This window comes from Achromobacter pulmonis (genome assembly GCF_902859765.1).
Taxonomy (GTDB): Bacteria; Pseudomonadota; Gammaproteobacteria; order Burkholderiales; family Burkholderiaceae_B; genus Achromobacter; species Achromobacter pulmonis.
Map to the genome: position 1 here is coordinate 87,810 of NZ_CADIJV010000017.1, position 19,462 is coordinate 107,271.

The 19,462-nt window shown below is 68.3% G+C and carries 19 protein-coding genes; 8 read left to right on the forward strand and 11 right to left on the reverse strand.

The window, feature by feature from the left end:
• Positions 1-182 precede the first annotated feature (182 nt).
• The 5 genes from HV701_RS15705 to garL all read left to right on the forward strand — a co-directional run bounded on the left by HV701_RS15705 (position 183) and on the right by garL (position 5,054).
• Entirely contained in the window at positions 183-1,112 is a 930-nt protein-coding gene (locus HV701_RS15705; protein WP_175133962.1) for a dihydrodipicolinate synthase family protein, read from the forward strand.
• A 120-nt stretch (positions 1,113-1,232) separates the two neighbouring features.
• The gene (locus HV701_RS15710) at positions 1,233-1,946 is read left to right on the forward strand and encodes a FadR/GntR family transcriptional regulator (protein WP_175133988.1); all 714 of its coding nucleotides are present in this window, start codon (positions 1,233-1,235) and stop codon (positions 1,944-1,946) included.
• 53 nt (positions 1,947-1,999) lie between these two features.
• Complete coding sequence (locus HV701_RS15715; protein WP_217467968.1) at positions 2,000-3,106, forward strand: Ldh family oxidoreductase; 1,107 nt, start codon at positions 2,000-2,002, stop codon at positions 3,104-3,106.
• A gap of 115 nt (positions 3,107-3,221) precedes the next feature.
• Positions 3,222-4,217 (forward strand): Bug family tripartite tricarboxylate transporter substrate binding protein, encoded by a 996-nt coding sequence (locus tag HV701_RS15720; protein WP_175133963.1) that lies wholly within the window; start codon positions 3,222-3,224, stop codon positions 4,215-4,217.
• Positions 4,218-4,286: 69 nt separating this feature from the next.
• On the forward strand, positions 4,287-5,054 hold the full coding sequence (gene garL / locus HV701_RS15725; RefSeq protein ID WP_175133964.1) for a 2-dehydro-3-deoxyglucarate aldolase: 768 nt from the start codon (positions 4,287-4,289) through the stop codon (positions 5,052-5,054).
• 51 nt (positions 5,055-5,105) lie between these two features.
• Here garL and lysA read toward each other — a convergent pair whose 3' ends face one another.
• On the reverse strand, positions 5,106-6,335 hold the full coding sequence (lysA, locus tag HV701_RS15730) for a diaminopimelate decarboxylase (protein WP_175133965.1): 1,230 nt from the start codon (positions 6,333-6,335) through the stop codon (positions 5,106-5,108).
• Positions 6,336-6,462: 127 nt separating this feature from the next.
• On the opposite strand from lysA, the gene HV701_RS15735 reads away from it, so the two are divergent.
• A complete protein-coding gene (locus tag HV701_RS15735) occupies positions 6,463-7,377 on the forward strand; it encodes a LysR family transcriptional regulator (protein WP_175133966.1) in 915 nt (304 codons plus the stop codon).
• 137 nt (positions 7,378-7,514) lie between these two features.
• Here HV701_RS15735 and rpsT read toward each other — a convergent pair whose 3' ends face one another.
• The 7 genes from rpsT to HV701_RS15770 all read right to left on the reverse strand — a co-directional run bounded on the left by rpsT (position 7,515) and on the right by HV701_RS15770 (position 13,551).
• The gene (rpsT, locus tag HV701_RS15740; RefSeq protein WP_006396042.1) at positions 7,515-7,778 is read right to left on the reverse strand and encodes a 30S ribosomal protein S20; all 264 of its coding nucleotides are present in this window, start codon (positions 7,776-7,778) and stop codon (positions 7,515-7,517) included.
• Positions 7,779-8,105: 327 nt separating this feature from the next.
• Complete coding sequence (locus tag HV701_RS15745) at positions 8,106-9,077, reverse strand: FecR domain-containing protein (protein ID WP_175133967.1); 972 nt, start codon at positions 9,075-9,077, stop codon at positions 8,106-8,108.
• A 197-nt stretch (positions 9,078-9,274) separates the two neighbouring features.
• The gene (gene murJ, locus HV701_RS15750) at positions 9,275-10,834 is read right to left on the reverse strand and encodes a murein biosynthesis integral membrane protein MurJ (protein ID WP_175133968.1); all 1,560 of its coding nucleotides are present in this window, start codon (positions 10,832-10,834) and stop codon (positions 9,275-9,277) included.
• Positions 10,835-10,945: 111 nt separating this feature from the next.
• A complete protein-coding gene (locus HV701_RS15755) occupies positions 10,946-11,704 on the reverse strand; it encodes a 3-hydroxyacyl-CoA dehydrogenase (RefSeq protein ID WP_175133969.1) in 759 nt (252 codons plus the stop codon).
• A 133-nt stretch (positions 11,705-11,837) separates the two neighbouring features.
• Positions 11,838-12,494, reverse strand: a complete 657-nt coding sequence (gene adk / locus HV701_RS15760) for an adenylate kinase (RefSeq protein WP_175133970.1) — start codon at positions 12,492-12,494, stop codon at positions 11,838-11,840.
• Between the two features lie 92 nt (positions 12,495-12,586).
• On the reverse strand, positions 12,587-13,351 hold the full coding sequence (kdsB, locus tag HV701_RS15765) for a 3-deoxy-manno-octulosonate cytidylyltransferase (RefSeq protein WP_175133971.1): 765 nt from the start codon (positions 13,349-13,351) through the stop codon (positions 12,587-12,589).
• A gap of 11 nt (positions 13,352-13,362) precedes the next feature.
• Positions 13,363-13,551: a Trm112 family protein gene (locus tag HV701_RS15770; RefSeq protein WP_175133972.1), complete on the reverse strand. Its 189-nt coding sequence runs from the start codon at positions 13,549-13,551 to the stop codon at positions 13,363-13,365.
• 210 nt (positions 13,552-13,761) lie between these two features.
• Between HV701_RS15770 and HV701_RS15775 the strand changes: the two genes are divergently transcribed.
• A complete protein-coding gene (locus HV701_RS15775) occupies positions 13,762-16,008 on the forward strand; it encodes an IgaA/UmoB family intracellular growth attenuator (RefSeq protein WP_175133973.1) in 2,247 nt (748 codons plus the stop codon).
• On the opposite strand, the gene lpxK is transcribed toward HV701_RS15775, so the two are convergent.
• The 3 genes from lpxK to HV701_RS15790 are packed head-to-tail and all read right to left on the reverse strand — an operon-like array spanning position 16,005 to position 18,072.
• Positions 16,005-17,048, reverse strand: a complete 1,044-nt coding sequence (gene lpxK, locus HV701_RS15780) for a tetraacyldisaccharide 4'-kinase (protein WP_175133974.1) — start codon at positions 17,046-17,048, stop codon at positions 16,005-16,007. The two genes, HV701_RS15775 and lpxK, sit on opposite strands and share 4 nt — an antisense overlap.
• Positions 17,045-17,458 (reverse strand): ExbD/TolR family protein, encoded by a 414-nt coding sequence (locus HV701_RS15785; protein ID WP_175133975.1) that lies wholly within the window; start codon positions 17,456-17,458, stop codon positions 17,045-17,047. The genes lpxK and HV701_RS15785 overlap by 4 nt, the downstream gene beginning before the upstream one ends.
• A complete protein-coding gene (locus HV701_RS15790) occupies positions 17,455-18,072 on the reverse strand; it encodes a MotA/TolQ/ExbB proton channel family protein (RefSeq protein WP_175133976.1) in 618 nt (205 codons plus the stop codon). The genes HV701_RS15785 and HV701_RS15790 overlap by 4 nt, the downstream gene beginning before the upstream one ends.
• Before the next feature lie 343 nt (positions 18,073-18,415).
• On the opposite strand from HV701_RS15790, the gene xseA reads away from it, so the two are divergent.
• Positions 18,416-19,462, forward strand: a 1,047-nt coding sequence (gene xseA, locus HV701_RS15795) for an exodeoxyribonuclease VII large subunit (RefSeq protein WP_175133977.1), incomplete at its 3' end; no start/stop codon positions are given.

Here is a 19,462-nt window from a genome sequence, read left to right on the forward strand (position 1 = left end):
CCGCCGGGCCCGAGGCCCGGGACTGAATGCTGCCGGCGTCTGTCGCGCCTTGCCGTCGTGATGCCGATGACTTGTGAAACGAATATAGGTATTGAGGGACTACTTGTCAACCAAGTATACTTTTTACAAGCTACTCATCTAACAACTGGATTTCCGCCCGGGAATCCGCCAGGAGCCCCGCCATGAAAACCTCCCCGGTCACCGTCCAGGACCTGCAGCGTTCCGTCATCGCGGTGCCCCCGCTGGCGCGCCATGCCGACCTGTCGCTGAACGAAGCCGCCAACCAGGCCCTGCTGCGGCACCTGGAAGCGGGCGGGGTGCGCAACGTGATGTACGGCGGCAATGCCAACTTCTACAACGTCGGCGTGGGCGAGTACGCGCGCATCGTCGACTTGCTGGCATCGCTGGCCGGGCCGGACACCTGGGTCCTGCCTTCGGTCGGCCCGGATTTCGGCAAGATGATGGACCAGGCAGCGCTGCTGCGCAGCCGCGCGTTTCCAACGGCCATGCTGTTGCCGATGTCGTTTCCCTGCACCGACGCCGGCCTGGCCGAGGGCGTGCGCCGCTTTACCGACGCGCTGGGCAAGCCCGCGGTGGTCTACATCAAGTCGGCCGATTACCTGGCACCGGCCACCGCGGCGCGGCTGGTCGAGGAAGGCCGCATCGTCGCGTTCAAGTACGCCGTGGTGCGCGAGGAGCCGGCGCGCGATGCCTACCTGGCGGCGTTGCTGCAAAGCGTGGATGCCAATCGCGTGGTCAGCGGCATCGGCGAACGCCCGGCCATCGTCCACTACCGCGATTTCGGCCTGAAGAGCTTCACCTCCGGCTCGGTCTGCGTGGCCCCGCGCGGCTCGATGCAACTGCTGCAATGGCTCAAGGAAGGCCGCTACGACGAGGCCGAGGCGGTGCGCGCGCATTACCTGGGCCTGGAGGATTGCCGTGACGCGATCAGCCCGATTCGCGTGCTGCACGACGCCGTCACCCTGTCCGGCGTGGCCGACATGGGACCGATGCTGCCGCTGTTGACAGGCCTCTCCAGCGCCGAGCGCGAGCGCGTGGCGCCGGTCGCGCGCGCCCTGGCGGCCTGGGATCGCGAAGCCGTCGCGGCCTGATGGCCGCGCGCGCGGCATTGACGGTACGATGAGCGCTGCCGATACGTCCCAGGAGAATTCGTGGCCCGACCCAAAGCATCGCCTCCGTCCGCGCCAGCCGCGTCCGCCGAGCCGGACGCCATGGGCGCGCTGGTGCTGGAGCGCGGCCACCGTGTGCGGCTGGCCGACCAGTTGTACGGTCAGATCTTCGAGCAGATCGTCGCCGGCAAGCTCAACGTCGGCGACAAGCTGCCTTCCGAGAACGAGATTTGCGAACGCTTCGGCGTGTCGCGGCCGGTGGTGCGCGAAGCGCTGCTGCGGCTGCGCGCCGATGGCCTCATCACCGCGCACCAGGGCCTGGGCACCTTCGTCAGCCACCAGCCGGCGCCGCGCCTGACCGCCTTCAGCGACGTCGGCAACGTCGGCGCCTACCTGCGCGCGCAGGAACTGCGCGTGGCGCTGGAAGGCGACGCCGCGCGGCTGGCGGCGCTGCGCCGCACCGATGAGCAACTGCACAAGATCGAGGCCGCGCACGCCGCGTTCGCCGACAGCCTGGCGCGCGGCCAGATGTCGGCCGAGGCCGACCTGGCGTTCCACGCCAGCATCACCGAGGCCACCGGCAACGACTTCTATCTCGGGGTGTTGGAAAGCATCCACGAGTCCATCCACGGCTTCATGCGCCTGACGCTCAACCTGACCCGCACCGGGTCGCGCCAGCGCGCCCAGCGCGTCCTGGACGAGCATGCCACCATTCTCGACGCGATCCGCGCGCAGGATGGCGAGCGCGCCCGGGTCGCCATGCAATTCCACCTGGGGCAGGCGCGCCACCGGCTGGTCGACCGCGAACGCGATTGACCGGCCCGCGCAGCGCCCACGGATGACACACCGACAACAGCAGGAGACAGCGCGTGCAAGGCAAGGGTTTGGCAGGGACAGCGGCATCGGCGGGGCAGGTGCGTGAGCAGATTCTGATCGTGTTGCAGGCCTGGGGCATGGCGCCCGACCTGGCGGCCGTCACCGCCGGCCTGATGGCCGAGACGGACCTGCTGGGCATCGATTCGCACGGCATCTCGATGCTGCCGTCGTACGAGGAAAAACTGCGCGCCGGCACGCTCAGGCTCGACGCGCGGCCGCGCCTGGTGCGCGACGGCGGCGCCAGCGCGTTGCTGGATGGCATGGGCGGACTGGGCTATCCGGTAGCGGCGCAGGCCATGAACCTGGCCGTCGACAAGGCGCTGGAGCATGGCGTGGGCGCGGTGTCGGTCTGCAATTCGCATCACTTCGGCGCGGCCGGCGTTTATGCGCGCATCGCGGTCGAGCGCGGCGTGGTCGGGCTGGTGACCAGCAGCGCCAACGGCGTCATCATGGTGCCCACGCGCGGGGCCATGCCCATGCTCGGCACCAATCCGATTGCCTTCGGCGCGCCGGCCGCGCACAACGAGCCGTTCGTGCTCGACATGGCCACCACCACCGTGGCGGCCAACAAGGTCAAGGTCTACGACTTCCTTGGCAAGCCGCTGCCGCCGGGCTGGGCGGTGGACGGGCAGGGCGAACCGGTCACCGCGGCCGATGCCGCCATGCAGTACATCTTCAAGCATCCCGAGGGTGGCCTGACGCCGCTGGGCGGCACGGTGGCGATGAGCAGCCACAAGGGTTATGGCTTGGCGATGATGGCGCAGATCCTGGGCGGCACGCTCAGCGGCAGCGCGCTGGCGGCGCGGCGCAACGTCACGCGGCGGCCGGGCGAGCCGGACGATGTCGGCCATTTCTTCCTGGCGCTGAACCCCGATGCGTTCCGCGCCAGCGGTTCGTTCGAGTCGGACATGGACGACCTGATCGACACTTTGCACGACACGCCGCCAGCGCGGCCCGACGAGCCGGTGCTGGTGGCCGGCGAGCCCGAGGCCGCCGAGCGGGCGCGGCGCCGCATCGACGGCATCCCGATTCCTGCCGCCCTGGCTTCCCGCCTGCGCGAAATCTGCCAGCGCGCGGAGGTGCCGTATCTGCTGGATTGAGCGCGCCGCCAGGCGGCAATGAGGTTTTCCCCGCCGGGCGGCGCAAGCCGCGCGGTCATCCACCGACCCGGTCACCGGGCGGCAAGCATTAGAAAAACACGACAAGGAGACAACCATGCAACACAAGACATCGCCGGCGCGCCGCCGGCTGGGACTGGCCGCGATCGCACTGGGCGCGGCCGCCGCAGTGGCCCCGGGGCTGCTGCTGGCCCAGGACTGGCCGACGCGGCCGGTCAAGCTGGTCGTGCCGTTCCCGGCCGGCGGCAGCACCGACGCGGTCGGGCGCCTTTTGGCTGCCGAACTGTCCAAGGAGCTGGGCCAGAGCGTGGTGGTGGAGAACAAGGGCGGCGCCAATGGCAACATCGGTTCCGACGTGGTGGCCAAGGCCGAGCCCGATGGCTATACGCTGTTGCTCTCGGGCGTGGGGTCTAACGCCATCAGCTATTCGCTCTACCAGAGCATGCCGTACCGCGACAGCGACTTCGCCCACATCTCGCTGCTGGCCACCGGCCCCAACGTGTTGGTGGCCAACATGGACTTCCCGGCCACCAACTTCGCCGACTTCATCAAGCTGGTGCGCGCCAATCCCGGCAAGTACACCCATGCCAGTTCGGGCAACGGCTCGTCCGGTCACCTGGCCATGGAGATGCTCGAGCAGGCCGCCAAGATCGATCTGGTGCACGTGCCCTACAAGGGCGGCGCGGCGGCCATTACCGACATGATCGGCGGGCGCGTGTCGGTGATGTTCCTGAACCAGGATACGCTGCTGCCGCAGGTCAAGTCCGGCAAGCTGCGGGCCCTGGCGGTAGCCAGCGCCAAGCGCAATCCGGCCTATCCGGACACGCCCACGGTGGCGGAGTCCGGCTATCCGGGCTTCGCCGCCGAATCCTGGTTCGGCCTGTCCGCGCCCGCCAAGACGCCGCCGGCCATCATCCAGCGGCTGAACCAGGCCACCGTCAAGGCCCTGGCCTCACCGGATATCCGCCAGAAGCTGGAAAGCGTAGGCTTCGTGGTGGTCGGCAACGACCCCAAGGCGTTCGCGGCCTTCGTCCAATCCGAAATCAGCAAGTGGGGCGGGGCGGTCAAGGCCTCAGGCGCCCGCATGGACTGACCACGGAGTGGCAACACACCCCGCGCGCCGGGCGGCGCCGGGGCTTCATCAGATGGGAAACACGCAGCAATGACTTCACCCTTGCCCAACCGCTTTCGCCAACGCATCCTGGCGCGCGAACGCCTGATCGGTTTCTGGATGTGCATGTCTAGCCACATCACCGCCGAACTGGCGGGCCTGGCCGACTTTGACTGGCTGCTGCTGGATGGCGAGCATTCGCCCAACACCGTGCCGATGTTCCTGCAGCAACTGCAGGCCCTGCAGGGCAGCGCCAGCGCCGCCATCGGCCGGCCGACCTGGAATGATCCGGTCGAGATCAAGCGCCTGCTCGATATCGGTTTCTACAACCTGCTGATCCCTTTCATCGAATCCGAGGACGACGCGCGCCGCGCCGTGGCCGCGACGCGCTATCCGCCGCAGGGCATGCGCGGCGTGGCCGGCATGCAGCGCAGCAACCGCTACGGCACGGTGCCGGACTACCTCAAGACCATCAACGACAATATTTGCGTGCTGCTGCAGATCGAGAGCCGCGCGGGTATCGAGGCGGTCGATGAGATCGCGGCGGTCGAGGGCGTGGACGGGGTTTTCATCGGTCCGTCGGACCTGGCCGCGGCCCTGGGCCATCTGGGCAATCCCGGGCATCCGGAAGTGCAGGAAGCGATCCGGCACCTCTACCAGCGCGTCAGCGCGCAGGGCAAGGCGGTGGGCATCCTGGCGCCGGTGCCGACGGACGCGCGGCGCTACCTGGACATGGGCATGCACTTCGTCGCGGTCGGCACCGACCTGGGCGTGTTCAAGCAGGCCACCTTCGCTTTGCGCGAGGCCTTTCCCACCTGAGTCCGTGGTGATGGCTCGGCCACGACCCGCGCCGCGGCCGAGCGCCGCGCCTTATTGCTCCAGCGCCAGCAGGTCGGCCACCGTCTGGCGGCGGCGGATCAGGCGGGCCGCGTTGCCGTCCAGCAGCACCTCGGCCGCCAGCGGCCGGGTGTTGTAGTTCGAGGACATCGACGCGCCATAAGCGCCGGCGTTATGCAAGACCAGGAAGTCGCCGATGCGCGGCCGCGGCAGCGGCTGGTCGGAGACCACGCCGCCGGCATCCTGCGTGAACACATCCCCCGATTCGCACAACGGACCGGCCACCGCGATGCGGGCCGTGGCCGTCGGCGGCGTGGCGCCGTCCGGCGCATGCACCGAGATGCGGTGATAGCTGCCGTACATGGCCGGTCGCATCAGGTCGTTGAAGCCGGCGTCGACCAGCGCGAAGTCGCGCTCGGGGCGGCGGTTGATCGCATGCACTTCGGCCACCAGCGCGCCGGCCTCGGCCACCAGGAAGCGGCCGGGTTCGATTTCGAGCCGCACGGCATGGCCCAGGCGCTGTTCGATGCGCTTGCGGGCCGCGTCCCATTGCTCGAAGTAGTGGTCGCAGTCGATGCGCGGCTCGCCCTCGCGGTACGGAATCGACAGGCCGCCGCCCGCCGAGATCGCCTCGATGTCATGGTCCAGCGAGGCGACCACATCGACCATCGCATCGCACACGCTGGACAGGTGGCCATAGTCCACGCCCGAACCGATGTGCATGTGGATGCCGACCAGCTTCAGGCCATGGCGGCGCACGATGGCGATGGCCTCGGCGACGTCGTCGATCCAGATGCCGTGCTTGCTTTGCGGGCCGCCGGTATTGGTCTTGTTGCTGTGGCCGTGACCGAAGCCCGGGTTGATGCGCAGCCATACGCGGTGGCCCGGCGCCTGCTGGCCGACCCGTTCGAGCATGTCGAGCGAACCGGCATTGACGGTGATGCCGTGCTTGATCACCAGGGCCATCGTGGCGTGGTCGATCAGGTCGGCGGTGAACACCACGCCGGCCGGCTCGCCCGCGGGCTCGAAGCCGGCTGCCAGGCTGCGCTCGATCTCGCCCTGCGACACCGCGTCCACCATCACGCCCTCGGCGCGCATCAGGCGCAGGATGTGCAGGTTGGAGCAGGCTTTCTGCGCGTAGCGGATCACGTCGAAACGGCGCAGCTGCGCGATGCGCTCGCGGATCACGGCGGCATCGTAGACCCACAGCGGGGTGCCGTGCTCGGCGGCGAGTTGGGTGAGCTGGCGCGGATCGAAAGCCATCTGAACGAAACCTTATGGGGCAAGCGGGTGGAAAAAATGGAAATCAGGCCGCGATCATGCCCCAATCATGTCATCCAGTAAAATGCCTGGATTTTCGACATCTATTCATTGCTGATATGGATTTGGCATGTTGACCCACCGGCATATCGAGGTCTTCCGCGCGCTGATGATCACCGGCAGCGTCACCAAGGCCGCCGAACTGCTGTTCACCTCGCAGCCCACGGTCAGCCGTGAACTGGCGCGCATGGAACAGGCTATCGGCTTTGACCTGTTCGAACGCGTGCGCGGCCGCTTGCGGCCCACCATGCCTGCCCTGGCGCTGTATGACGAAGTGCGGCAGTCGTATGCCGGGCTGGAGCGGGTCGCGTCCACGGCGGCCCGCTTGCGCGCCTTTCAGGGCGGCCAGTTGGCCGTGATTGCGTTGCCTGCGTTCTCGCATTCGCTGCTGCCGGGCGCGTTCCGCCGGTTCAGCCAGGCGCACCCGGGCGTGAGTCTGGCATTGGAGGCGCAGGAATCGCCGTTCCTGGAGGAGTGGCTCACGGCCCAGCGCTATGACCTGGGGCTGACCGAACACGAGCTGGCGCCGGCCGGCACCCGGCTGGCATTGCTGATCGAAGTGGACGAAGTTGCCGTGCTGCCCGATGGCCACCCGCTGCTGGCGCGGCAGGCGCTCGACCTGGCGGATTTCTCCGGCGAGCCGTTCGTCAGCCTGTCGCCCAGCGATCCCTACCGTATCCAGATCGACGAGGCGTTCGCGGCGCAGGGGGTGTTGCGGCGTTCCATCATCGAAACGCCGACGGCGGTGTCGGTGTGCGCGTTCGTGCGCCAGGGGCTGGGCCTGGCCATCGTCAATCCGCTGACCGCGCTCGACTTCAGCGGCCGGGGCCTGCATCTGCGGCCGTTGCGGCGTTCATTTCCGTTCCGCGTCAATCTGGTGTTCCCCGAGCATCGCCCCAGAAACCCGCTGGTCGATCCCTTTACCGCCACCCTGCGCGACGAGGCGGCACAACTGCTGGCCCGGCTCGCGGCGCGGCAGGATTGAAAGCGGCCGCGCACAGGGAAAACACGGCGCAGGCAAAACACGGGTAAAAAAACGCGAGCAAAAAAAAGGATGCCCTTGGGCATCCTTCTTCATTTGCCGTATTCATGACGCCCCGTGTGGCGGGGCGGCAGAATGGCTTAGGCCAGCGCCTTGATGGCGGCGGCCAGGCGGCTCTTGTGGCGAGCGGCCTTATTCTTGTGGATGATGTTCTTGTCGGCCACGCGATCGATCACGCTGCTGGCCTTTTGGAACACTTCGCCAGCCGCAGCCTTGTCGCCAGCGGCGATGGATTGGCGAACGCGCTTGATGGCGGTGCGCAGCATCGAGCGCAGGCTGGAATTATGCTTGTTGCGCTCAACGGATTGGCGAGCGCGCTTGCGGGCTTGGGCGGTATTGGCCATGTTGCTATATAAGTTGAATTCGGCAAAGTCGAACATTTTAGCAAGTCCCCTGGGGATTGCAAGCTTTAAATGCCGTGTCTGCCGATGGAGCGCCCGTCAACCGGGCGGGGGGCGCTGCGGGGAAACCGTTGGGGCTGCGGGAGCTGCGCAAGCGGTTCCGCAGGGAGCGGGGTAACCAGGCCGGAACCTTGTGGCATCGAGGAAACAACGCCAGGTTGCGACCCAGTGGCGTTCCTGCTGCGCCTACTGGATAAAAATACGGTGCTCAGTATACAACGAAGCCGCTATTCGTTACAGCGCCGCGCCGTAAATAGGAAGCTGGCGTGGTCAGGTCGCGACGTTGATCGAGACGAACCACGGGGTGTAGCGCCGCACCTGGATCGGCATGCTGTCCTGCAGCGCTTCGAGGGCGGCGTCGGTGTCGTCCAGCGGAAAATGGCCGGATACCGGCAGGCCGCCGGCGGCCATGGAGACGCGCAGGGTGCCACTGCGGTAAGGGCGCAGGGCGGCGACGATTTCCGCCAGGGGGCGGCCGCGGGCGTCGACCCAGCCGGACTCCCAGGCGGCCTCGGCCATCAGCTCGGCGCGCGGGGTGTCGATACGCGAGGCATCGAAGCGCGCGCCGGTGCCGGCGCGCACGATCCCATGGGCACCGGCCATGGTTTCCACCACGACCTCGTGTTCATGCACCACCACGACCGTGCGCTGGGCCTGCTGGCGCACCATGTAGCGGGTGCCCAGGGCGCGCACGGTGCCTTCGGCGGTCTGCACCAGGAACGGCCGGCGGGCATCGGGCGCCACCGACACCGTGACGGCGCCGTCCAGCAGCCGCACCTGGCGGTAGGCCGGCGTGAAGTCCAGATTGACGCGGCTGCGCGCGTCCAGCAGCAATTGGCTGCCGTCCGACAGGATGTAGCGGCGGCGTTCGCCGGTGGCGGTGGCGGCATCGGCCGCGACGTTGCTCAGGGGGTAAAAGGCATTGCCCACGTACGCGGCGCAGGCGCCGGCGCTGGCGAGCGCCAGCGAGCCGGCCAGGAAACGCCGGCGCGGCGGCGCGCCGACGGCCGAGGCGGCTGGCGGCGAGGGAATCTGCGGAGGCGGCGCCGTCGTGGCATAGCCGGCCGGATAGGCATCGCCCAACCGGCCGAAATTCGATCCCGCCAGTGTGCCCGTCAATTGCTGCCAGGCGTTTTCATGGAGAGGATCGGCTGCGCGCCACGCCAGGAAATCGTTGTAGTCCTGTGCTGTCGCTTTACCGGAGCGCAGCAGCAGCAACCAATTGATCACTTGGTCCGCCATGGGTTGTCCTTGGGCGTACTTCACTTCATCACGCCGCCTGGCTAACCAGGCGGGAGTCCTTTCGTTGGCAATTTGTAAATAATAAAGGTTTTTTACCAAAGATTACCGGCTGCTTGTCAATTCTTGACGAATCAAATGCAAAAAAAGCCGGCGGGTAGCCGGCTTTTCTTCGGAGATTGGGGCGTGAACGCCCCACATCAGGCGGCCGAGCGACGTCCGAAGTCCCGGGGACGGAACCCAAATAGTAACAACATGCCGAAGTAGACCACGCCGCTGGCCGCCAGCACACCGCCGAGCCACAGCGCGCGCAGGCCCGAGTGGGCCTGCAGCCCGATCCAGTCGATGCGGCCATCGGCGTAGACCAACAGGGCCGCCAGCGCCGCCAGGGCCGGAATCAGCCGCAGCGCGAAGCGGCCCCAGCCGCTGCCGGGCAGATAGATGCCACGGCGGCGCAAGCCGATCAGCAGGGCCAGTGCGTTCAGGCAGGCGCCCAGTCCGATCGCCAGTGCGAGGCCGGCATGCGCCAGTAACGGCACCAGCATCAGGTTCATCAATTGGGTCAGGATCAGCACGCCGATGGCGATTTTCACGGGGGTGCGGATGTCCTGCCGGGCGTAAAAGCCGGGCGCCAGGATCTTCACTGCCAGCAGGCCGATCAGCCCAGCCGAATAGGAAATCACGGCCAGCCGCGTTTGCAGCACATCCTGCGCCGAGAACGCGCCGTAATGGAATAGCGTGGCCACCAGGCCGTCCGACAGCAGCGCCATGCCCACCGCCGCCGGCAGACCCAGCAGCAGTACCAGCCGCAGGCCCCAATCCAGCAGCGCGCTGTAGCCGCCGCGATCGTCGCGGGCGTGGGCCGCCGAGAGGCTGGGCAGCAGCACCGTGCCCAGGGCCACGCCCAGCAGCGCGGTCGGGAATTCCATCAGGCGGTCGGCGAAAGACAGCCAGGTGACGCTGCCGGGCGTGAGCCAGGTGGCGATGTTGGTGTTGATCAGCAGCGAGATCTGCGCCACCGACACGCCCAGCGTGGCCGGCGCCATCTGTCTGAGGATGCGCTGCACGGTCGGGTCGGCCCAGGCCGCGCGCAGGCCGAGCGAGAAGCGCGGCGTCAGGCCCAGCCGCGCCAGCGCCACCCATTGCACCGCCAATTGCGCCACGCCGCCGGCCATCACCCCGATCGCCAGCGCGTATACCGGCACCTCCATGCGCGGCGCCAGCCAGAGGCAGGCGGCGATCATGGACAGGTTCAGCAGCACCGGCGTGAACGCCGGCACCGCGAAGCGCCGCCAGGTGTTGAGCACGCCCGAGGCGAACGCGATCAGGGACATGCAGAAGATGTAGGGAAACATCACCCGCGTCATCCAGACGGCGGCGCCGAATTCAGTATCGCGCGCCGCGCCGCGCAGGCCGCTGGCCATGGCCGACACCACCCAGGGCGCGGCGATGATGCCGACCAGCGTGACCGCCATCAGGGCCGCGGTCAGCAGCAGCGCCACCCGGTCAAGCAGGGTGCGGACCTCGGCTTCGGAACGGCTGTTGCGGGCATGGCCCAGGATCGGCACGAAGGCCTGCGCGAAGGCGCCCTCGGCGAACAGCCGCCGCAACAGGTTGGGAATGCGGAAGGCGACCCAGAAGGCGTCGGTGATGGGGCCGGCGCCGAAAGCGCGCGCCACCAGGATGTCGCGGATCAGCCCGGAAATACGGGACAGCAGGGTGAAGCTGCTGACGGTGGCGGCCGAACGGAACAGGCTCATGGGGTGACTGCGAAAGAAAACGGGCGGGCCTGCCCGGGGTATTGCAAGGGAGGGGCGCCGGCAGGCCGGCGCCCAAAGCATCGCCCCCTCCGGGGAGGGGGCGTCGGGCGATTACTTCGGCGGCATGCGGATGGCGCCGTCCAGGCGGATAGTTTCGCCGTTCAGCATGTCATTGGTGATGATGCTGTGCACCAGCTTGGCGTAGTCCTCCGGGCGGCCCAGGCGGGCGGGGAAGGGGATGCTGGCGGCCAGCGAGTCCTGCACTTCCTGCGGCATGCCGAAGATCATCGGGGTGCCGAAGATGCCGGGGGCGATGGTCATGCAGCGGATGCCGGTCTTGGCCAGGTCGCGGGCGATCGGCAGGGTCATGCCGGCAACGCCGGCCTTGGAGGCGGCGTAGGCGGCCTGGCCGATCTGGCCGTCGAACGCGGCGACCGACGCGGTGTTGATCATCACGCCGCGCTCGCCGGTGGGCTCGGGCGTGTTGCCGCTCATGGCCTCGGCGGCCAGGCGCATCATGTTGAAGCTGCCGATCAGGTTGATCGACACGACCTTCTGGAACAGGTCCAGCGGATGCGCGCCGTTCTTGCCGACGATCTTGGCGGCGGGCGCCACGCCGGCGCAGTTGACCAGGCCGAACAGCGGGCCGAGTTCCTTGGCCGCGGCCACGACACGCTGGCCATCGGCCTCTTGCGTCACGTCGCAGTGCACGTAGCGCTGGCCCAATTCCTTGGCCAGTTCCTCGCCCGGGCCGTCCTGCAGGTCGGCGATGACCACCTTGGCGCCGTTGGCCACCAGCATGCGCGCGGTGCCGGCGCCCAGGCCGGATGCGCCACCGGTAACGATGAATACCTTGTTCGCGATTTCCATGTCTCTACCACCAGATCAATTCAAAGGATGAAAACGGCGCGGCGGGCGCCGGATGCGACAAGGCCTTCGGGCCGGGGCCGGAACGCTGTGCGTCCGGCCGGCGCCGAAGGCCCCGGGGCCTGCGCAGCGCCAATCAGCTATTGACGGCGTCGAACAGGCGCGACTTGATTTCCTCGACCGCGCCGACGCCGGAGATCTTGCGATACTTCGGCGCGTCGGCCGGGCTCTGCTGGGCCCACGACGAGTAATAGTCGACCAGCGGACGGGTCTGCTGGCGGTATACGTTCAGGCGGTTGCGCACCGTTTCCTCGCGATCGTCGTCGCGCTGGATCAGGTCTTCGCCGGTGACGTCGTCCTTGCCTTCGACCTTGGGCGGGTTGAAGCGCACGTGGTAGCTGCGGCCGCTGGGCTGGTGCACGCGGCGGCCGCTCATGCGTTCGATGATGTCTTCCTCGGGGACTTCGATCTCGACCACGTAGTCCAGCTTGACGCCGGCGCTCTTGAGGGCGTCGGCCTGCGGGATGGTGCGCGGGAAGCCGTCGAACAGGTAGCCGTTGGCACAGTCGGGCTGCTTCAGGCGGTCCTGCACCAGGCCGATGATGATCTCATCCGAGACCAGGCCGCCAGCATCCATGACCTTCTTGGCTTCGATGCCCAGGGGCGTGCCGGCCTTGACCGCCGCGCGCAGCATGTCGCCGGTGGAAATCTGGGGAATGCCGAAGTGCTGGGTGAGAAACGCGGCCTGAGTGCCTTTGCCGGCGCCGGGCGGTCCGAGCAAGATGAGACGCATGAGTGCTCCTGAATGGGGTTTAATTTTTGTGATCCGAGCGATTATGCCGCAATGCAACAGCCTCTGCGGGGCCGCGCCATGCGAAATAACCCTTATATACGATTGCGGTAGATCAAGCGAACGCGTTCCAGATCGTCCGGGGTATCTACGCCGGCGGCCGGAGGATGCGGAGCCTGATGGACGACGATGACGTGGCCATGCTCCATGGCGCGCAACTGTTCCAGCGACTCGAACCGTTCCAGCACGCCCTGCGGCAGGGTCGGGAAGCGGCGCAGGAACGACACGCGGTAGGCATACAGGCCGATGTGGTGCCAGGCGGGCAGGCCCTCGGCCAGCACGCGCGCGCCGCCGGCCAGCGCATCGCGCGCCCATGGGATCGGCGCGCGCGAGAAATACAGCGCGCGGCCGTCGTTGGCGCAGACCAGCTTGACCACGTTGGGATTGAACAGCGCCTCGGCGTCCGCCAGCGGACAGGCACAGGTGGCGATGTCCGCCTGCGGGCTGTCGACCAGGCGCGCGGCCACCGCGTCGATGAGTTCCGGTTCGATCAGGGGTTCGTCGCCCTGCACGTTGACCACGATGGCGTCGTCCGGCAGGCCCAGCTGTTCGACGGCCTCGGCCAGCCGGTCGGTGCCGGTGGGGTGGTCGCCACGGGTCATCAGGGCATGCAGGCCATGGGCCCGCGCCGCCTCCTGGACCCGGGCGTCATCGGTGGCGATGTAGACCCGGGCTGCGCCGGATTGCAGCGCGCGTTCGGCGGTGCGCACCACCATCGGCTTGCCGGCGATGTCGGCCAGCGGCTTGTCGGGCAGGCGGGTGGAGGCGGTACGCGCCGGAATCAGGGCGATGAAGCTCACGATGGCGCGGGTCAGGCGGCGGCGGGGGCGGGGGCGTCGTCCAGCGAGCGCGCCTCCGATTCGAGCATGACGGGGATGCCGTCGCGCAGCGGGAAGGCCAGGCGGTCGGCGCGGCAGACCAGTTCGGCCCGGGTCCGGTCGTGTTCGAGGCGGCCCTTGCACAGGGGGCAGACGAGGATGTCGAGAAGGCGGGATTCCATGATCGCGATTCTAAAACAGTTTGGACCGTCACAGCCCGCGTCCGGTCTCGGTATGCGCCGCAAAGCGGGCGGCATCCGGTCCGCGCGGGGGGGAGGCTGAAGTATTCGCTCTGTTAAGTATTGTTATATTTTGACGCGGCCGTTAGAAATTTCGGGACGGATGGTGGCTATGATGCGCCGCAACACGAGGAAAGAGGAAAAAACAGGACAATGGATTCCAACAGCATACGCATCGGGTTGATGCTCATCATCCTGGTCTGGTCGGTCATCAGCGCCATCACCTACATGATGCGCCGCAGTGACAACAAGGGGGCGTTGCGCCAGCTCAAGCAGAATGGCCAGCCCCTGCGCCGTTTGAGCGCCGAGGAACAGGCCCTGCTGCAGCCGTTCCTGGTGCAACCGGCCAAGCCCACCCAAAGCGTGGCGCTGGTGAGCGATGGGGTGTTCCCGCTGCGTGGCGCCTTTGTGCGCCACGGGCTGGAATCGAGCCACGGCGGCACCACCATGCACAACACGCTGGGTGACGTCGATGTGGTGCTGCCCTACGACGCGCTCGATTACCTGCGCGAGGACAACCAGGCCGAAGTGGTGGTGACGGAGAAATTCGCCATCGTGGTCGGGCTGAATGGCGAATTCGACCTGGCGGGCGGGCGCGAGCGCGAAGCGCGGCGGCAGAAGCAGAACCAGCAATGGAACAGCGGCAAGCTGGGCGACATGCAGAATGTGGTCGACGCCGGCGAGGCCGTCGACACGGATCGCGGCGCCCCGGCGGGCCAGGCCGAGCGCGAGTTCGAGCAGGCCATGCGTGTCGAGATCCTGAGCCAGCGCGACGAAACGCCTGCCGAGATCGCGGCGCGGCGCTCCGTCGGCATCGCTTTCTGGCCCGCGATGCTGTGGTTGGCGGCTTTCGGCTGCCTGGGCGTGGCCGCGGCTGGCGGCGGCTGGCCCTGGCTGGCCGGCGCGGCGCCGTGGGCGTTGCTGGCGCTGTGGTTGACCTGGCGCCGCCGCCCGCTGGGCGCGCCGCAGAAGGTCAATCGCGCGCGCGGCGAGCTCAACGCCATTGTGCTGACCAACCCGGCCAACGCGCAGGCGGTGTCGACCCAGCTGTTCCTGGGAGACAAGATCCCGGTATCGCTGCCGGACCATTGGCGCCAAGGGCTGGAATTGCCGGAGGACAGGCGCGTCGACGTCGATCTGCGGGTCGAGGATTACGCCGTGTTGCGGCTCGGGCAGCGTTATTCGGTGGACGAGGAACAGCGCCGGTTCCCGCAAGTGTTCTGGGGCCGCCATGTCACGCTGGCGCTGGCCGGTCTGATCGCCGGCGCCGCGCTGGGCCTGGGGTCTGGCGATCAATTGCCCGGCGATCTCGCGCTGACCACCGCCTGGGCGCGCGGCGCGCCGTTGCGCACCTACGAATCGGCCGCGGCGTTGGCGCAGGATCCGCCCGCGCCGGGCGATATGATCGCGCTCAAGGGCGCCGGGCGCTGCCAGTTCCAGCCGGATGCCGATCGGCCCGGCGAAGTGCATATCGACTGCGCGCGCGTACGCTGGCAGGGCGATGCGCTTGCGGCCAGCGATCTGGGCCTGGCGCCGGCGGTGCTGCAACTGTATTCGGGCGGCTTTCTCAAGACCCGTCCCAACCCGATGATGGATCTGCTGGTGCGCACCCAGGTCTATCGCGGCGCGGCCGCCAACCCGCTGGCCGGCTACAACGCCCGCAATATCTCGGCGCTGACGGTGAGCCGGGTGACCGATCTGATCCTGACCACGGAGCTGGCGTGCGATGCGGCGACCGGCGAGGCCATCGCCGAGTGCGATCGCTTGAAGTCCGGCCTGGTCGATAAGCTGCTGCTGGCGCGCGACGAGCCTGTCAACTGGCTGGAACTGCTGCGGCTGGCGCAGGCCGGCGCCTTCAAGCAGAAGGACAATTCCGACGATGCAGTGATCATTTCGCGCAATGCCGACGAGGTGCGCAACCAGGCCAGGGCCAGCATGGCGCTGGTGGTGCGCCACGCGGTGGCGCGGGCCAGCCAGGATCTGGCCGAGCGCCAGCGCGGCGGCGTGGTGTTGAACGTGGCGCCCGGCCCTTATGCTGAGCTGCCGCAATTGCCGCAGCCGCGCCACAACCGTGCCGGCGATTTCGACCCGCTGCAGGCCTGGAACCAGCGGGCCGCGATGATGGCGGCGGATGGCGCCCTGCCATTCCAGGTCGCCGGCTTCGTTACTGCGGTCGGCAAAGAGGCCTCGGGCGCCACCGTGGTCGACATCGATGCGCAGCGCGCGCTGCGCGACCCCTGGCCGTCGCTGGCGCGCGTGCTGTGGCTCGCGCTGGCGGCATTGCTGCTGTTGGTTCACTTGCCGCTGGCGCTGTTGCGCCTGCGCGCGGCATCTGCCCGCAAGCGTGCCCTGGCGGAATACGCCAAGCGTCCGGCCCCGGCGCGGGCGGCGTTCTTCTAGGCTGGGCGTGGCTGGCGCAGGCGCTGCGCCAGCCAGTCGAACAACAGGGGGTCGGAAAAGCCGGCCCGCACAGGCACTTCCCACAGGCGCGCGTCGTGCAGCGCCGCGCACTTGATGGCGTCCTTGGACGTCACCAGGATGGTCGTGGCCGCCAGGCCCGCGAAGGGCGAACGGGCGTAATCGTGATGATCCGGCAGCGCCAGCGTCGCGGCCAGCGTGATGCCCTGCGACCGCAAGGTGGTGAAAAAGCGTTCGGGATTGCCGATGCCGGCGGCCGCGGCCACGCCTGGCTGGCCGGCGAAGTCCGCCAGCGGTCGCCGGGCGCCATCCTCGATGCGGCGCGCGTCGGCCGGCTCCAGCCACATCGCCACCTGGCGCGGACCCGTCGCCTGCGGCGGCGCGGCGCGGCCGTCGGGCACGCCGATATTGGTCACCACCGCATCCACTTCGCGCAGCCGGCTGGCCGGTTCGCGCAGCGGGCCGGCGGGCAGCAGACGGCCATTGCCGATGCCGCGCGGGTCCTGCACCACGATCTCGACGTCGCGCGCCAGCGCCAGGTGTTGCAGGCCATCATCGGACACGATCACGTTCACCTGCGGATGCTCGCGCAGCAGTGCCTGGGCGGCCAGCGCGCGGCGCGGATGCACCGCCACGGGCGCGCCGGTGGTGCGCGCGATCAGCGCCGGCTCGTCGCCGAACCGCGCCGCTTCCAGTTCTCCCCGGCCGACGCGCGCCTGCGGTCCCAGCTTCACGCCATAGCCGCGGCTGACCACGCCGGGCGTGTAGCCGCGCGCGCGCAGGCCCTCGACGGTGGCGATCACCATGGGGGTCTTGCCGGTGCCGCCGACGTAGATATTGCCGATCACCACCACCGGCACGGGGGCGCGGTACGCCGGCCTGCGGCCATCGCGATAGCCGGCGCGCTTGCGCGCCACCACGCGCGCGGTCAGTGCCGCCAGCGGCCGCAGCAGGGTGGAAAGCCAGCCGCCATGCTGCCATTGGCGCGCCAGCAGCGAGGCCTTGGGGGAAGGCGTGTTCACCGGGCGGTCTGGGCGGCGAAGTTGACGCGGCCGATGCCGGCCAGGCGGGCCGCTTCCATCACGTTGATCACGGACTGGTGGGTGGCCTGGGCGTCGGCGTTGATGACCACCAGCGGTTCGGTCTTGCCGGCCGCCGCCTGGCGCAGCACCTCGGCGATCTCGGGCGGCGTGGACACGTCGATCAAGGTGCCGTTGAGCGCATAGCGCCCGTCCTGGCTGATCGCCACTTCCAGCGCCGGCGGGGTTTCCTGTTCGGCCGAGGCCTGTGGCAGCGTGACCTTCAACTGCGTGAAGCGGGCGAAGGAGGTGGTGGCCGCGAGGAAGATGAGGATGACCAACAGGACGTCGATGAGCGGGATCAGGTTGATGTCCAGCTCGTCACGGTCGCCCCGCGAACCCCGGAAATTCATGAACGGTCCTCGCGCGAGCCGGGCGCGACGGCGCGCGCCAGGCGCGCGGCCGAGATTTCCATGGCGTTCAGATAGCCATCGACCCGGCTGCGCAGGTAGCGGTGGGCGATCATGGCGGGAATGGCGATGAGGATGCCGAAGCCGGTGTTGTACAGCGCGATCGAGATGCCGCGGGCCAACTGGGCCGGATCGCCACCGCCGGGCGTGTACGAACCGAAGATCTCGATCATGCCGACCACGGTGCCGAACAGGCCCATCAGCGGCGCCACCACCGCGATGGTGCCGATGGCGGGGATGTAGCGGCTGAGATCGTGGGCGACGGCGCGGCCGGTGTCCTCGACCACGCTGCGCAGTTCCTCGCGCGGCAGGTGGCGGTGGCGCATGACCTCGGCCAGCACGCGGCCCAGCGGGGAATTGCGTTCGAGGCGGTTCAGGGCCTCGGGGCTGTCCTGGCGGTTGCGCAGCATGTCGGCCACCTGTTCGTTCAGGCCGCGCGGCAGGATCTGGCTGCGGCGCAGCGACAGGAAGCGCTCGAAGATCAGCGCCAGGCCCAGCACGGAAGTCGCCAGCAGGGGCCAGATCGGCCAGCCGGCCTCGCGCAAGATGGAAAGCAAAACAGTCGACTCCAGGGGAGGGGCCGGGCGGCGCGCCGGCAACTGATCAAGCCGAAACTGTAACGGCGCGGCGCGGATGTGGCAAGGGTGGCCACCCTCCCAAACTATCCACAGAATTTGTGGATAATTCTGTGTAAAACTTCGCCGGAACGCTTGCGGGCACAGGGCTTGCGCTTGGTTGCTCTCATTTCGAGCAGCTGCGCTTGGCTAAAAATTCCATATAAATCATGGATTTGAGTCGAATTTGCTGGCTTTCGGGCCGGTGGCGGCAAAAATGTCCGGACGCGGTATCATTGCGGCCCGCTGCGTATGTCCTGTGGACAGCTAAGCGTCGGAAAGCCCTATGACAATTGAACTTGCGGTCACAAACAACGTATTTGCGCGGGATATCCTCACAGTTGCCCAGCTGAACCAAGCCGTGGGGCAATTGTTGGAGCGCAGCATTCCGGCGCTGTGGGTGCGCGGCGAGATTTCCAACTTCACGCAGGCGGCTTCCGGGCATTGGTACTTCACGCTCAAGGACAGCCGCGCCGCGGTGCGGGCCGTCATGTTCCGGGGCCGCGCCAGCGCAGTGGGGTTCGTGCCGCGCGCCGGCGACCAGGTCGAAATCAGGGCCAGGGTGTCACTGTACGAGCCGCGCGGCGATTATCAACTGCAGGCCGACGCCATGCGCCGCGCGGGTATCGGCAACCTCTACGAGGCTTTCCTGCGCTTGAAGGAACAACTGGCCGCCGAGGGCCTGTTCGATCCGGCGCGCAAGCGCGAGCCGGTGCCGCTGCCGCGCGCCATCGGCGTGATTACGTCGCTGCACGCGGCCGCGTTGCGTGATGTGCTGTCGGCGTTGGCGCGGCGCGCGCCGCAAGTGCCCGTCATCATCTATCCGGCGCCGGTGCAGGGCGCGGACGCGGCTGGCCGGCTGGCCGCGCAGATCCGCCTGGCCAATGCGCGGGGCGAGGTCGACACGCTGCTGCTGGTGCGCGGCGGCGGCAGCATCGAGGATCTCTGGAGCTTCAACGACGAGGACCTGGCGCGCGCCATCGACGCCAGCGCCATCACCACCATCAGCGGGGTCGGCCATGAAACCGACTTCACCATCGCCGATTTCGTTGCCGACGTGCGCGCGCCCACCCCGACCGCGGCCGCGGAGCTGGCGTGCGTGCCGCGTTCGGACCTGCTCGGCCGCGTGATGTATGCGGCCGAAACGCTGGCGCGCGGCCAGCAACGCCGACTGGAGCGCGCCGCGCAGCGGCTGGACCGCGCCACCGCGCAACTGGTGTCGCCGGCGCAGCGCCTGGAGCACCAGCGTGAGCGCCTGAGCAGCCTGGGCTACCGCCTGGCGGCGGCCTGGGCCGGCCCGCAGGCCCGGCGCGGCGCCCGCGTCAATCTGCTG

Excerpts from the sequence above, each read along its gene's own strand:
- HV701_RS15705 (WP_175133962.1), top strand. The coding sequence starts at position 183 with ATGAAAACCTCCCCGGTCACCGTCCAGGACCTGCAGCGTTCCGTCATC.
- HV701_RS15710 (WP_175133988.1), top strand. The coding sequence starts at position 1,233 with ATGGGCGCGCTGGTGCTGGAGCGCGGCCACCGTGTGCGGCTGGCCGAC.
- HV701_RS15720 (WP_175133963.1), top strand. The coding sequence starts at position 3,222 with ATGCAACACAAGACATCGCCGGCGCGCCGCCGGCTGGGACTGGCCGCG.
- garL (WP_175133964.1), top strand. The coding sequence starts at position 4,287 with ATGACTTCACCCTTGCCCAACCGCTTTCGCCAACGCATCCTGGCGCGC.
- lysA (WP_175133965.1), bottom strand. The coding sequence starts at position 6,335 with ATGGCTTTCGATCCGCGCCAGCTCACCCAACTCGCCGCCGAGCACGGC.
- HV701_RS15735 (WP_175133966.1), top strand. The coding sequence starts at position 6,463 with ATGTTGACCCACCGGCATATCGAGGTCTTCCGCGCGCTGATGATCACC.
- rpsT (WP_006396042.1), bottom strand. The coding sequence starts at position 7,778 with ATGGCCAATACCGCCCAAGCCCGCAAGCGCGCTCGCCAATCCGTTGAG.
- HV701_RS15745 (WP_175133967.1), bottom strand. The coding sequence starts at position 9,077 with ATGGCGGACCAAGTGATCAATTGGTTGCTGCTGCTGCGCTCCGGTAAA.
- murJ (WP_175133968.1), bottom strand. The coding sequence starts at position 10,834 with ATGAGCCTGTTCCGTTCGGCCGCCACCGTCAGCAGCTTCACCCTGCTG.
- HV701_RS15755 (WP_175133969.1), bottom strand. The coding sequence starts at position 11,704 with ATGGAAATCGCGAACAAGGTATTCATCGTTACCGGTGGCGCATCCGGC.
- adk (WP_175133970.1), bottom strand. The coding sequence starts at position 12,494 with ATGCGTCTCATCTTGCTCGGACCGCCCGGCGCCGGCAAAGGCACTCAG.
- HV701_RS15770 (WP_175133972.1), bottom strand. The coding sequence starts at position 13,551 with ATGGAATCCCGCCTTCTCGACATCCTCGTCTGCCCCCTGTGCAAGGGC.
- HV701_RS15775 (WP_175133973.1), top strand. The coding sequence starts at position 13,762 with ATGGATTCCAACAGCATACGCATCGGGTTGATGCTCATCATCCTGGTC.
- HV701_RS15785 (WP_175133975.1), bottom strand. The coding sequence starts at position 17,458 with ATGAATTTCCGGGGTTCGCGGGGCGACCGTGACGAGCTGGACATCAAC.